Raw genomic sequence first — 14,144 nt, forward strand, 5'->3', positions numbered from 1 at the left:
GTGCTGAGGAAATATTATGTGCGAGAGATAGGAAAAGACAGGCCGCATAAAGGCTGAAAATCAAAAAGGGGCGGCATCGCGCCGCCCAAACATTCTCTTAAATACTTACGCGAAACGCTCCGCCGCCCGTTTGAGCGTCTCAGCCTTGTCCGTGCGCTCCCAGGCCGGCATCGGATCAAGGTCGATACGCCCCATATGTCCGTAGGCGGCCAGACGCTTGTACTGCGGTTTGCGCAGATCCAGGTCGCGGATGACTGCCGCGGGACGGAAGTCAAAGTTCTCGCGCAGCAGCTGTGTGATCTCCTCGTCCTTTATCTTTCCCGTGCCAAAAGTCTCTACCATTATCGAAACGGGCTTCGCAACGCCGATCGCGTAGGCCACCTGTATCTGGCAGGCGTCGGCAAGCCCCGCAGCGACGACGTTCTTCGCCGCGTAGCGCGCCATATAGGCCCCTGAACGGTCCACCTTCGTCGGGTCCTTGCCGGAGAAGGCGCCACCGCCGTGAGGCACAGCGCCGCCGTAAGTATCGACGATTATCTTGCGCCCCGTCAGGCCGCTGTCGGCCTGCGGGCCGCCCATCACAAAGCGCCCCGTCGGATTGACGAGAATGCGCGGCTTTGTCGTGATGAGCTGTGCGGGAATGACAGGCTTAATGACATGCTCTATAATATCCGCCTCGATCTGCTTCTGGTCGATCGCGGGGTGATGCTGGGTACTGATGACCACTGTATCGACACGCAGCGGCTTGCCGTTCACGTACTCCACCGTCACCTGGCTCTTGCCGTCCGGACGCAGGTATGGCAGCGTCTTATTTTTGCGTACCTCGGAGAGGCGGCGCGTCAGCTTCTGCGCGAGCGAGATTGGCAGCGGCATCAGCTCCTCCGTCTCGTTGCAGGCATAACCTACCATGAGCCCCTGGTCGCCCGCGCCGATGGCGTCTATTTCGTCATCCGAAAGCTCCTTCGCCTCTTTCGCCTTGTCGACGCCGAGCGCGATATCGGGAGATTGTTCGTCTATCGTCGTGATGACGGAGCAGGTGTCCCCGTCGAAGCCATACTTCGCGCGCGTGTAGCCGACATCCTTTACCGTCTTGCGCGCGATCTTCGGAATATCTACATAGCAGACCGTGCTTATCTCTCCCGCGACCACTATCAGTCCGGTCGATACCAGCGTCTCGCAGGCCACGCGCCCCATCGGGTCGGCTTCGAGAATGGCGTCAAGCACCGCATCGGATATTTGATCTGCGAGTTTGTCTGGGTGTCCCTCCGTCACCGATTCCGACGAAATAAGAAACCTTTCTTTGCTCATGTTCAAACACCTCCATAATAATCATGTAGCTTGCGTTATTGTAGCATCAATTTCTTCTTTTGCATAATCAGCGGCACGCTGCATATCCTCCAGCCGGCGGCAGCGGCGGGCCATCAGGTAGGCTGCCGCGGCAGCCATCGCTATATCGGCGGCAGGACCGGCCCAGAGGACGCCGGAGAGGCCGAAATGGCGCGGCAGAAGCACCAGAAGAGGCGGCAGGAAGATCAGCTGGCGCGTAACGGAGATGAATATGCTGTAAAGCGGCATTCCCTGCGCGGAGAAAAATCCCCCGACGGAGCTCTGCAGCCCGCTGAGAAAAATCAACATCATAAAGATACGGAAAAAACGGGAGGCAAAGTCGAAATATGCCTCAGTTCCCACGCCGAAGAGCGCGGTTATCTGCCGCGGAAGCAGCTGGTAGCAGAGGAAGATGCAGAATGATACCGCCAGTACCTGCTTCACAACGATGATGCCGGCCTCCCGTACACGCGCGTAGCTTCCGCGTCCGAAGTTATAGCTGACGATAGGCTGCATCCCGTTAGTGAGCCCGGTGACGACGGCGGCGGCCAGTGTGTTCACCTTATTGGCCACACCCGCCGCGGCGAGCGCGGCGTCGCTGCCGCAGGCCGCGGAGGCGCCATATTTTTTCAGCGCGGCGTTTAGGAATACCTGAACGACAGCCTGCGTGAAAAAGTTGCACATCGGACCCGCGCCAAGTGCGGCAATGCGAACGTAAAGCCTGAAATCAGGAAGAAAGTCAGCCGCTCTCAGGCGCAGGGTCCTGAAACGCGGCAGATAGAGGATAACCATGGCGGCGCTCACCGTCTGCGCCAGCGCCGTGGCCCACGCCGCGCCGGCAATTCCCCACGCAAAGACGTTGATGAAGAGCGCGTCGAGCGCAAGGTTCAGCAGCGTCCCCACCGCAGTGCAGCAGAGAGCGTAATTAGGGCTGCCGTCGGCGCGCACGAGGAAGGGGCCCGCAGCGCCGATCATCGCGCAGACAAAGGCGAACGCCGTTATCTGCGCGTATGGCGCGGCGTATGGCATTACCGTATCGGTACAGCCGAAGAGACGAAGCAGCGGCACCGTCCGGCAGAGCATCGCCAGCGACACGGCCATGCCGCAGACTGCCATCATCACAAAACCGCCGGCAACGCCCCGGCGCGCCTGTTCATTATCTCCGCGCCCAAGGGCAAGGTTCATGACGGCGGACGAACCGACGCCGCACATCAGCGACAGCGCAGTAATGACGGTAACGGCGGGAAAAACCACATTGGCGGCAGCGTTGCCCGCGACGCCGAGCGCGCGGCCGATGAATATCTGGTCTACGATGTTGTAGAGCGCGGTGACGAGGCTGGCGGCAAGCGACGGAAGGCAAAAAGCGCGCATCAGCCCGCGCAGCTCTTCGCGCTCCAGCGCCTCAGCCCCATGTCTCATTTCTCAGCCATCCTTCCGCACGGCGGCCGAGACCAACAATCCGCAGGCCTTATCCCGCATTATCTGACGGCGCAGCGGTTCCGCGTCGATCCGCGCCGCGGCCTCCTCCGGCGCCATCCCGCAGCCGGCGGCGATCTTCGCAATCATTGCCAGCAGATCATCCTCGGAGGCTGTCAGCCCCTCAGCCTCGGCCACCGCCTCCAGCATAAGGTCACAGCGCGCAAGCTCCTCCGCCTCGGCGCGGCGCTGGGCGCGCCATCTCTTTTCATCAAGCCCGACAGATCCCAGCCAGGCGTTGAAAGCCTCAGCCGCAAGCTCTTCCGCCGTCATTTTGCCTTTTGCGGCGGCGCGGCGTTTTAATATTTCATCAAATTTATCATCAAAATTGTCCGGCAGTTCTCGATAGCGCTCCGCAAGAGCTCGCATCTGCCCGCCAAGAACCTCGGCTGACGGCGCGCCGTCTGATATCGTCTCCAGCATCACCTCCAGCGCCTCGGAAGCTATCTGTGCCGGCTGCCGGGAAATCCCCGCCGCAAGATATGTCTCCCGCAGAAGCCAGACGACGTCGGCGAGCAGATGATAGACGGCATCCTGTGAAACGTTGAGACGTTCCTGCGCCACCATCGCCTCAAGCCGCCCGTCCGTCATCTCCGGCGTAGGGGCGCCGGTGATCCCTTTACAGGCCTCTTTAAGCACCGCCATCCGAAATTCATCTTCCCCCGCCTCGGGAGGAAGCGTTATCTGAAGCCCCCTGTAGGCTCCGAGGCGCACCTTTGGATAGAGGCCGACTTTCACACTGAAACGCAGGCCTCCGTCCGCCTGAGAAGATATCTCCGTTACCTCAGGCCTGCCCACGGTGCGCAGCCCCTCCGCCGCAATAAATTTTCCGTAGGCCGCGGAAATGGCGGCGGCTAAAGCCTCGTCAAACACAGCCTCCGCCTCGCCAGAGGCAGAATTTTGGCCGCGTCCGCCCTCGCCGGTCATGCCCATCGTGGCGCAAAACTCCTCCGGTTCTATCAGCAGCGCGACGCTCAGCGTGCCGCTCTCCGCCGTTTTCTCAAGAATCCGCACGACTCTCCGCCCTCCACGTCTCCGGCATGATCACCTCTACCGGACTGCCAAGCTTCCATTCCAGATAATCCGCATGCCCTCCGTCAAGCTCCTCAAGCTCCTCTTCTGCACAGGGAAGCCCCTCCGCCAGCCGGCTCCGGAGTTTGGCAAGCAAAGACAGACGTTCCGAATCGCGAGGATACATTTGGAAGAAGGCCAGATAACTGTATGTACGCAGACGCTCCACACGCATCTCAAAATGAGGCAGCGCCGCCAGCTCGTCAAGGCTGAGCTCGTAGGGATCGGCTGGCAGGATATCCCCCTCCGCGCCGCAATGAAAATAATATGTTTTTTCTTCCCGAGGTTCCCAATATTCGGCACCGATTATCCGCTGCAGCCGCCCGTGTTCCGCCCGGATAAAGGCGCGGCGCTCCTCGTCTATCATCGTCAAATATTTTTCCGCCGTTTTCTCATGGATGTCGCCCATCATCTATCCCCTCCTATATCGTCCAGTCAAGTTTATTGACACGGTCAAGCAGCGCCTGATCCCTTTCCTGGAAACACAGCGCCTTGTTGTGCAGATAATATTTATCACAGCCGTAGTGACCGATAAAGCGCGCGCTGTAATAACCCGCCGTCAGTTCCGTAACGAAGAGCAGCATCTCGTCGCCCTCCGCGAAGGCGCGTCCGCAAAAGTCGAATACATTGTCCAACGCCGTGCGGACCGCAGCCGCCTCCTCCCTGAGCTTCGCCACTGACGACGCGTATCTTTCCTTGATCAGCGCAAAGGCCGCGCCGCCCTCCGCCGCTCCGCTTTTGACGATAAGGGCGCGGTATTCCTCAAGAGCGGCGATAACGCGCATCAGCGCCTGTCGCTTTGCCGCCGAAAGCGAAGATGCCCGCCTTCCCCTTTCAAGCTCCTCGCGCAGCCCGGAGATCCGCCGCTCCATTATCTCCTCGGCGCCGCCCTCCTCCTGCGCCAATCGGCCGCGCAGCCTCTTCAGCTCGGAGGTCAGCAGCTCAAGCATATCCTCGCTTCCGCAGACGCCGCGCATCTCCACCGTCACCGCGTCGCAGAGCAGCCCCAGCAGGGAAATTCTCTCGTCAAACTTCGCCTGCCTCGCACGGAAGAGCACCGATTCTTCCGCCGTGCCGGCCAAGATCGCCTCGATCTGATAGTCGCTGCGATATTTGTTGAACAGGTCGTAGTAGATGGCGAAGTCTTTCGCGATCCGCGGTTCCTGCAAATACTGGCCGATGAGCTTTTCATCGACGGCCAGCCCGTTTTCCTCACAAAGGCGCATCATCTCCGAGAGGTCGTCCCAGCCGCGCGCAGTGACAAAACGCTTGCCCTCGGCGGTGCTCTCGACTTTGTAGAAATCTTTTCTGCGCGCCGCGATATAGGTCGTGACGGCGGGATGGACGCCCTTTTTCTCCGCGTAGGCCTTCCATACCTCGTAATCCGGCTCAACGTCGATGCGCTTGAGCCGGTCCCAGGTCACGATGTCGAAATCGCGCACCGATTTGTTGTACTCGGGCGGATTGCCGGCGGTGACGACGATCCAGCCGGCGGGAATGCGGTGCTGCCCAAATACCTTGTATTGCAGAAACTGGAGCATACAGGGGGCGAGCGTCTCCGAGACACAGTTGATCTCGTCGAGAAATAGGATGCCCTCCCTCACCCCCGTCTCCTCCATCAGACGGTAGACCGATCCGATTATCTCGCTCATCGTGTATTCCGATACCTGGTATTTCTCTCCGCCGAATTCCCGCGTCGTGATATATGGCAGCCCCAGCGCGCTCTGCCGTGTATGGTGGGTCATCGAATAGGAGACAAGCCCGACGCCAAGCTCGGCGGCGATCTGCTCCATAACGGCAGTCTTGCCGACGCCCGGCGGCCCGATCATGAATATGGGGCGTTGCTTTTCCGCCGGTATGCGGTAGGCTCCGAATTCATCCCTGGTAAAATAGGCGGTCATCGCGTTCTTTATCTGTTCTTTAGCCTCTGCTATGTTCAAAAAAATACCTCCCTGCGATACGTGGTCAGCCGTCTAAAGAGTAACCGGCAAAGATATCCTCGCCGGATAATTTGTCGTTTCCGTAGGCCAGCAGCAGCGCGACGATCTCCATCGCATTTTTTCGCTGCGCACGCTCAAGCGCCGCCCTGTATTCCGCCGCCCGCAGCAACGCGTGGCGCGTGAAATAGGCGGCAGCCTCCGCCAGGCCGTCGTCAATGGCGGCGGTGATAAGGGGCGCTCTCTCTTCCGCGGCCCAGAGTGCCCAAAGACGCCAGTTCTCGCCGTAATAACGCTCCTCCGCACCGCAGAAGCCGAGCGCCGCCGCCAGCCGAAGCCGTTCTTCATCAAAAGAAAGCGGCGCAAGTCCGGGAGCCTCCAAAACAAGGAGCGAATCACAGCCTGAAAACGCCTCGGAACCGACTTGTTTCACCCTCTGCGGGAGGACTGCGCGCCGCAGCTTCGCGCAGCCGGCGAAGGCGCGGCTCCCCACGCGCTCGACGCTCTCAGGCAGAATAACGGCGCGGCATTCCGCGCAGCCGCAAAAGGCGCCGCCCGCCACGACGCGGACCCCCGTGGGCGGAGATATCTCAAAGGGACTTTCCTGACAGCCGTAGCATATGCCGTCCACGATCACGAACCCCTCTTTGTCCGCAAGCATACCGCAGCCCTCAAAGATACCGCCGCCAATCTCCGCGATATCCTCGGGCATCTCCGCCTCCCGCAAGTTGGGACAGCCGGCAAAGGCCCGCTCGCCTATACTTCTCAGCGAACGGGGCAATTTGATCTTTTCCAAAGTTTGACAATTTGCGAAGGCCCGCTCGCCTATCTCACTCACGCCCTCAGGGATAACAGCCGCGCGCAGGCTGCGGCAGCCGTAAAAGGCGCAGGCTCCCAGCCGCCGCGGCCCAGCCTCCAGTGTTAGCTCCGTCAGCAGTTCACAGTCGCGGAAGGCATAGTCGGGAACCTCTTCCACCTTTGCGGGGAGCGCCGCACTCACGACGCTCCGGCAGCCGTTAAAGGCCCCCTCGCCAATATATTCCAGCGACGGCGGCAGCTTCAGCTCAGAAAGACTGCGTGCGCCGGAAAATGCGCGGCGTTCCAGCCGCCTCAGACGACCCGGTAGCCGCAGCTGTACGTTTGTGCAGTCACAGAAGGAGTCCACGCCGATCACCTCGACACAGTCGGGCAGCTCAACGCGGCACAAATTGCCGCACCCGGAAAAGGTGCGCTCGCCAATCGCCGCCAGTTCCCCTCTGAAACTAACCTCCTCAAGATTTCCGCAGCCAAAAAAGGCCCAGCCACCAAGCATCTTCAGGCTCGCGGGAAATTCAACGCGGCGCAGGCTGCGGCAGCCGGCGAAGATGCCGTTCTCAATATCTTTCGTGCCTTCCTCAAAGGAGACCTCACACAGCCGCGAACAACCTTTAAAACAGTGCCAGCCGATCGTCCTCACACCGGCTGGTATGTGCGCGCGGGAGAGCCCAGTGCAGTCGGCGAAGGCGCGCCAGTCTATGAGTGAGACGCTCCGCGGAATCGAGAGTTCATCCAGCAGCACGCGCTCCGCGAAGGCGTCCGCCGCGATCATCACCGTTCCCTCCGGGATTTCCGCGCGGCGCAGATTCCGCCGGGCTTTGACGAGACATCTGCCGATGAAGAGAAAATCTTCGCGCCAGTCCGTCTCATTTTCGCTGTAATATTTATAGTAGGGAGTGCCGGCAAAGGCATCCCTCCCTATCAGGGAGACACTTTCGGGAGCCGTAACACGCCGCAGATTCACACACCACTGAAAGGCCTCTTTTCTTATCTCCGTTACGCCGTCCGGAATATAGACCTCATGGAGCGAACGGCAGTCGCGGAAAGCCCCTTCGCCAACGGCGGCCAGCCCCGGCGGCAGCTCGGCGGCATATCCGTCGCCGAGATACCTGACCAACACGCCCTCTTTTATCTCAAAATCGTCGTTTTTCATCGCCGATGATTTTCCACTCGCAATTCCTCTATCTCATCCTCGCCGAGCAGCAGACGCATAGCCCATACGGGAACCTCGGGCGGCCTGCGCCCCTGGTCGATAAAGACGAAGGCCGTCTCATAATCCGGCGGCATCGCGGGAAAATCGCCGTAACCGTCGGTAAAATAGATCAGTCCTTTAAAAGCGGTAAATTCATGCCTCTTTATGAGCCCGTCCACATATTCAAATAGCGGCCTGAAATCAGTGCCTCCAAAACCCTTGAGGGTCATGCCGCCGATATAGGCCTCAAACTCATCCTGGCTTGTAATCTTTGCGTCCTCTTCCACGCGCGCGCCGCACTGGATGATGTGCACGTTTACCTTCGTAAAAAAATTTTCCGTCTGCCTGAGGATGTTCCACGTCTTCTCCACAAACTTCTGCACCAGCTCTCCCGCGACGGATTCCGAGGTGTCGAGCGCGATGACGAATTCACGCACCCGCCGCACCTCTTTGTATTCGAGCGCCTCGATGAGCGGCATCCGCTTATATAAAGAGAGTCCGTAGGTATAAAAAATGTAGTCAAACTCTTCGTCGTTGACCTCCATATTCTCTCCGGTCACCGCGAAGCGGCGCAGAAAAGCCGCGTAATCACATTTCTCGCGGTTTATCGCGGCGAGCGTCTGGGTGAGGCCGCCGGCATTTTCACCCCAGCTGTTGGAGACGGTATCCAGGTCCACCTCGATACGGCGCGCTATCTCCCGCCACATCTCCTCCGTTTCCTTGGAAGCCATCGCCGGCTCGTGGCTTTTTTCCTCTTCACCGGAGCGGGCGGCGCTGTCGCCGCGCTCGCCGCCGGGCTTTTTTTCAGCGGCCGTTCCGCCTCCCTGCGCTGATTCCTCCTCCTCCCCGGAGACCGGCGGAGGGAGCTCCTCCCCCTGATCCTCAAGGCTGCCGGAGTTACTCTTTTCATCATCCTGCGGCACGGCGTTATCCCGCACCTCGCCCCTGCCGGAGCCGGAGGCCAGCTCAGGCAGTTTGTACCATATCTTATGGTCGTCCGCGTAAAAATCGGCGCGCAGCCGCTCACATTCGATAATGGGAAAGCTCTGCTCACGCAGCCAGCGATAGACGCGCTCTGCCGAGAGATGCGGCAGCTCGCCGCGCAGTTTGCGTATCAGCCACGCCTGGCGCTCCTCACGCTCACAGTAAAGCGATTTAATGCCAAGGCCGGTGATGACGTTTTCCACCGTGATATCGCAGGCGAGATCCCAGAGATCGGGATTTACCTTCGCCCCGACGAAAAGATGACGGAAGAGGCAGTGCAGCGTTATATGAAGATAATCCCGCGCCGGTATCCGCCGCCCCTGTTGAAAGCGGCGGCAGACATGCACGGAATTGTAATAGAGAAGGCGTCCGTCGGTGGCCATCTCGGCCGTGACGGTGTCATTCTCCGGTATGAACTTTATAAGGGCCGATTCCAGAAAACGCAGATTGATGAGCAGAGCGTCGCGTGAGAGGCGCAGTATTTCCCGCGCCAGCGCCGCGGCCTCGCGCGCCGTTTCGCCGAGCCGCCGGCTGCCGTCCGGCGTTGAATAGCCGTGCGCCTTTTTGATCTGAGCGGCGCTGACCTCCCACTCTTTGTTGTCCATCGCTCTCTCCATCTCCTGAAAACCGGCCCCTCCGGTCTATTTTCTCTCGGGCAGCGGCGGCATTGCCGCAAACTTGCCGCGCAGATCCTCCGCGCCGAAAGCCGTCTCTCCCGTACGCTCACGTTCCTTCAGCGCGCGCCAGATACGCTCCGGCGTTATCGGCAGTTCGCGCAGCGTCAGGCCGGTCGCATAGTTTACGGCGTTGCCGATCGCCGAACCTACCGGCGCGGTACTGCCCTCGCCCGCCTCTTTCGCACCCATCGGCCCTTCGGGATCGGCCTCGCTGCAAATGATCGTCTTGACCGGCGGCATGTCGAGCGCCGTCGGGAAGCGGTAATCGCGGAAGCTGGGGTTCATATGCCTGCCGTCCTTGCTGTATACGCATTCTTCAAAACAGCTGAATCCAAGGCCGAGAAGGACCGAACCCTCGATCTGCCCCTCGACGGCGCGGATATTCAGCGCGCGGCCACAGTCGTGAGCGAAGACGAAATCCTTCAGATCTACGCAGCCCGTCTCCATATCGACCTTCATCCTGGCCGCCGAAGCTGAGAAAGAATAGGCCGGAGCGTAGTTGCCTACGTTCTTCACATAGATGTCCTTGTCGCCCTCGTGCGCAAAAGAGCCGACACCGGCAACGCAGCGGCCAAAGTTCCTCTCCTCGTAGCCAAAGCAGGCCTCGTTATAGGAGATGTTCTTCTCCGCGTCTCCCTCAATAAATACGCGGTGGTCTTTCATCTTGATATCAGAGGGCTTGCAGCCCCACTCCTCCGCCCAGTGCGACAGCAGTTTAAGCTTCGCGTCGCCGACGGCGCGGCGGCAGGCGTTGCCGCCGAGGAAGGTGACGCGCGAGCCAAAGGAGCCGGCGTCCCACGGCGTCGTCGTAGTATCTGACTGCACAAGCTTCACCTCGTCCATACGCAGCCCCAGCTCCTCGGCGACGATCATCGTCATCACCGTATCGCAGCCCTGTCCGATATCGTTTGCGCCGCAGAAGACTACGGCGTAGCCCTCGCGGTTGAGGCGGACGATTGTGGAGGCAGAGCAGTAGTGCGGCGTAACAAGTACGGGGAATCCCGTTCCCGACATGAAGCCAGAACCGGAGAGGCCGACCGCCTCGCCGCTTCTGGGGAAAAACTTGTCCCTCTCCGCCCAGCCGATGGCGTCGGCGCAGGCGACAAGGCACTCGTCAAACTTGCATGAGGTAAACTCAAGGCCTGTGGGCCCTGTGTAATAGGGAGTGATCTCGTTCCTGCGGCGCAGTTCAAGCGGGTCTATCCCAAGCGCGTTCGCCACCTCGTCCATGTGGATTTCGTGGGCAAAGTGTACCTGACAGGCGGAATAGCCGCGCATTGCGCCCGAGGCCGGATGGTTTGTGTAGGGGCGTCTGGCCGTCATGTCGATATTTTCCACCTTATAGGGGAAGGTGGCGCAAATCAACGAAAGGGTGTTCGCCGCGATGCCCGAGCCGCCGTAAGCGCCGCCGTCGAGGATGTGCTTGCAGCGCTTGGCGAGCATCTTTCCCTCTTTGGTAAAGGCGGTCTCGATCTCAAAGGATATCGGATGGCGCGTGCGCGTGCAGGTGAAAACCTCGTCGCGTTTTAGCACGCACTTCACGGGATGTCCCGTCATCTGCGCAAATTTACAGGGGCAGAGTTCATGGGCGAAGACGTCGAGCTTGCCGCCGAAACCGCCGCCGACCATCGGCTTGATGACGCGTACCCTGCTTTCTGGAACGCCGAGCCCCCAGGCGATCCAGAAACGGCTCACATAAGCGCCCTGTGTCGTCGTCCAGACGGTCCATTCGCCGTTTTCATATTTCGCCACGGCTCCGTGCGGTTCGATGGCGGCGTGGACCATCTCCTGCGTCTTGTAGTAATGTCTGTCGGTGTAATAGGCCTCCGCAAAGGCCTTGTCCGGGTCTCCCGCCTTCATCGTCGTAAAGATCGAGAGGTTGCCGGTGTTCGGATAGTGTATCGGCTCGGCCTCCGGCTGCATCGACTCAAAGGGGTCGAGGATGACCGGCAGCGGCTCATATTCCACCTTGACGAGCGCCGCCGCCTCCGCGGCGATATTCTCCGTGACGGCGCAGACCGCCGCGACCTCGTCGCCGATCATCCTTACTTTTTTACGGCAGAGCGGCTCCTTGTCCGCCAGTTCCTTGAAGGCCTCGGGGTTGCCGAGATTATGCCCCTCGGGGAAATCGCTCCCCGTGAGCACCCCCTTCACGCCTGGCAGCTTGAGCGCCTCGGTAAAGTCTATGCTTTTGATGACGGCGTGCACATACGGGCTGTGAACGAGCTTGCAGTAATACATCCCGGGCAGGTCTACGTCGTCGGTATAGACGGCGCGCCCCGTCACCTTAGCCTCGGCGTCTACGCGCACATAGGCGTTCCCTTTTCCGGCAAGCTCATAGTCTTCGGGTTTTTTATAAACGCTCTCGATTTCGGAGTAATATTCCTTTGATTTCATCGCCATTACATATTCGCCTGCCTTTCCAGTATCTTTGCCGCAGAATCGATCGCCTCGACGATCTTCGTGTAGCCGGTGCAGCGGCAGAGGTTGCCGGCGATTGCATCGCGGATCTCATGTTCCGTCGGGCGGGGATTCTCATGCAGCAGCGAAAGAGCCGACATTATCATGCCGGGCGTGCAAAAGCCGCACTGCAGGGCCCATTTATCCATAAATTCCCTCTGCAGGGGATGCAGGACGCCATCCTTCATGACGCCTTCGATGGTGACGACCTCACGCCCGTCGGCCTCGACGGCCAGCATCAGGCAGGAGTCGACTGCCGCGCCGTCAAGCAGGATGGTGCAGGCGCCGCACTCGCCCTCCTCACAGCCGCGTTTTGTCCCCGTCATGTGCATCTGCTGGCGCAGAAAATCGACCATCGTGATGTTGTCCGCCACCAGCTCTTCGACGTTCTCGCCGTTAAGTTTAAAATTTATGATCCTCTTCATCTTCGCAAACCTCCGTTCCTAAGCCCTCAGCGTCTCAAGCGCTCTCTTAACGGCGCGCTTCGTGTAGACGCGCACCATGTCCCGCCGATACTCCTCGGAGGCGCGCACGTCGGAGATCGGGCTGCACTCCCGCGAGGCGGCTAGACCAGCCCTCTCCAACAGATCATCGTCGGCGGCGCTGCCTTTCAGCAGCCTCTCCGCCTCCGGCGCGCGCAGCAGCGTCACACCGACGCCGCCCATCGCGATGCGGCAGTCTGTTATCCGGCATCCGTCCATCTTTACCCAGGCCGCGACGCCGATGATCGCCAGGTCCATCGCCTTGCGCACCGAATGCTTAAAATACGCGGAGCCCTCCTGCGGCTTTAGCTCGGGGATATTTATCCTCGTGACGATCTCTCCCGCCGCTTTGTCGATACAGTTCCTTTTTACACCGGTGAAAAATTCTCCGACAGGTATCACCCGTTCGCCGTTTTTACCGTAAACCGACACGGAGGCGTCCATCGCCACCAGTATCGGAGCGGTGTCGGCCGAGGGCGAGGCGTTGCAGATATTGCCGGCCATCGTCCCCTTTCGGCGGATCTGCGTTGAGGCAACATAGTGCGCGGCGTCGGCTACGGCAGGCATTTTTTCGCACACCAGCGGCGAGTTATGGATCGCGTAGAGCTTCGTAAGGGCGCCGATACGCAGCCCCTCGCCCTCGACAAATTCCAGCCCGTCCATACCGGGGATATTTTTCAGGTCGATGACGCTCTCCACGCCCCTCAAAACATTTTCCTTCAGTAACAGGATCACATCAGTCCCGCCCGCCATCAGCACGCATCTGCCGGCCTGCGCGGCCGCGAGCTCCGAGGCCTCCTCAAGACTTTTGGCGGCTATATAATTAAAATTCGGCAAAGTCATTTCTGTTCCTCCCTTTTTGATCGTATATCTTTTTCCCAGGCTCTCCCGTGAGCGCTGCATTTTTATCTTAGAAGCAAAAAAATATTGGGATAAGCAGCCTTGGCTACTTGTGTAGTCAGAAATACAATGCTATCTTCGTTGTACGGGGGGTGGATGGCGGTGGGAGAAAATAATGATGCCATTGACGGGATACGTGACGACCAGATACGCCACCTTTACTATCTGCCGCAGGGTATCGCGCGGCTTGAGGCGCTGGGAGAGGTCATTCATGTGGGCAAGGGGTACGAGCTTAACAAAGTAGACGAGGTGCCGGAATATTGCTATCTTGTGAAGGAGGGGCGCGTCATCTGTTACGAACTTACCTTCGGCGGCGAACAGCGCGTGTACAGCTTCATGGAGCCAAACTCCGTCTTTCTTGAGGAATGTATGCTGGTAGACAAGCCCAGCCCCGTCCTCTTCAAGACGGCCGCGCCCTCTACGCTCGTGCGCATCCATAAATGCGCGCTGAAACACGCCTTCAAGCACGACATCGACATCGTAATGGACATCTGCAAATCAATGGCGGAAAAATTTCTCTCCGCGATGGGGCAGATACGCTACGGGCAGCAGAAATCAGCTGAATGGAAGATATGCCGGCTGCTGCAGATTTTTATGGGACATTACGGCGCGGATTACGACGGAAAGATTCTCATCGCCGAGAAGATCAGCCAGCAGATGATCGCAGACATGCTCGGCATGAACCGCGTGACGGTCTCAAAGAAATTCAAGGAGCTGCGGGATATATCGCTGCTGGAACAGATCAACGGCTACATCTGCATTCGCAGCGCCGAGGCGCTGCAAAAACACATGGAACTGATGAAATAAAAATAGCCGGCGGAGG

The 14,144-nt window shown here is 59.3% G+C and carries 11 protein-coding genes; 1 reads left to right on the top strand and 10 read right to left on the bottom strand.

The genetic code is table 11. The features are described from left to right. Positions 1 to 105: 105 nt before the first annotated feature. The 10 genes from metK to LIO98_RS11800 are packed head-to-tail and all read right to left on the bottom strand — an operon-like array spanning position 106 to position 13,264. Complete coding sequence (gene metK / locus LIO98_RS11755) at positions 106 to 1,308, bottom strand: methionine adenosyltransferase (RefSeq protein ID WP_291957295.1); 1,203 nt, start codon at positions 1,306 to 1,308, stop codon at positions 106 to 108. A 21-nt stretch (positions 1,309 to 1,329) separates the two neighbouring features. Then, complete coding sequence (locus LIO98_RS11760; RefSeq protein WP_291957297.1) at positions 1,330 to 2,745, bottom strand: MATE family efflux transporter; 1,416 nt, start codon at positions 2,743 to 2,745, stop codon at positions 1,330 to 1,332. Between the two features lie 3 nt (positions 2,746 to 2,748). Continuing rightward, the gene (locus tag LIO98_RS11765; RefSeq protein ID WP_291957300.1) at positions 2,749 to 3,816 is read right to left on the bottom strand and encodes a trigger factor; all 1,068 of its coding nucleotides are present in this window, start codon (positions 3,814 to 3,816) and stop codon (positions 2,749 to 2,751) included. Continuing rightward, positions 3,803 to 4,285 (bottom strand): hypothetical protein, encoded by a 483-nt coding sequence (locus tag LIO98_RS11770; protein ID WP_291957302.1) that lies wholly within the window; start codon positions 4,283 to 4,285, stop codon positions 3,803 to 3,805. The genes LIO98_RS11765 and LIO98_RS11770 overlap by 14 nt, the downstream gene beginning before the upstream one ends. A gap of 10 nt (positions 4,286 to 4,295) precedes the next feature. Continuing rightward, positions 4,296 to 5,813 (bottom strand): AAA family ATPase, encoded by a 1,518-nt coding sequence (locus LIO98_RS11775; RefSeq protein WP_291957304.1) that lies wholly within the window; start codon positions 5,811 to 5,813, stop codon positions 4,296 to 4,298. A gap of 25 nt (positions 5,814 to 5,838) precedes the next feature. Then, complete coding sequence (locus LIO98_RS11780; RefSeq protein ID WP_291957307.1) at positions 5,839 to 7,779, bottom strand: leucine-rich repeat domain-containing protein; 1,941 nt, start codon at positions 7,777 to 7,779, stop codon at positions 5,839 to 5,841. Next, the gene (locus LIO98_RS11785) at positions 7,776 to 9,407 is read right to left on the bottom strand and encodes a VWA-like domain-containing protein (RefSeq protein ID WP_291957310.1); all 1,632 of its coding nucleotides are present in this window, start codon (positions 9,405 to 9,407) and stop codon (positions 7,776 to 7,778) included. Before LIO98_RS11785 ends, LIO98_RS11780 begins: the two co-directional genes overlap by 4 nt. A 36-nt stretch (positions 9,408 to 9,443) precedes the next feature. Further along, entirely contained in the window at positions 9,444 to 11,876 is a 2,433-nt protein-coding gene (locus tag LIO98_RS11790) for a molybdopterin cofactor-binding domain-containing protein (RefSeq protein ID WP_291957313.1), read from the bottom strand. Between the two features lie 5 nt (positions 11,877 to 11,881). Further along, positions 11,882 to 12,364, bottom strand: a complete 483-nt coding sequence (locus LIO98_RS11795) for a (2Fe-2S)-binding protein (RefSeq protein WP_291957316.1) — start codon at positions 12,362 to 12,364, stop codon at positions 11,882 to 11,884. An 18-nt stretch (positions 12,365 to 12,382) separates the two neighbouring features. Next, a complete protein-coding gene (locus tag LIO98_RS11800; RefSeq protein ID WP_291957319.1) occupies positions 12,383 to 13,264 on the bottom strand; it encodes a xanthine dehydrogenase family protein subunit M in 882 nt (293 codons plus the stop codon). 159 nt (positions 13,265 to 13,423) lie between these two features. Between LIO98_RS11800 and LIO98_RS11805 the strand changes: the two genes are divergently transcribed. Continuing rightward, positions 13,424 to 14,128 carry a Crp/Fnr family transcriptional regulator gene (locus LIO98_RS11805; protein WP_291957322.1) on the top strand — a complete coding sequence of 235 codons (705 nt, stop codon included), beginning with the start codon at positions 13,424 to 13,426 and terminating at the stop codon, positions 14,126 to 14,128. Positions 14,129 to 14,144: the final 16 nt, after the last annotated feature.

Source organism: Cloacibacillus sp., from assembly GCF_020860125.1.
Classification (GTDB): Bacteria; Synergistota; Synergistia; order Synergistales; family Synergistaceae; genus Cloacibacillus.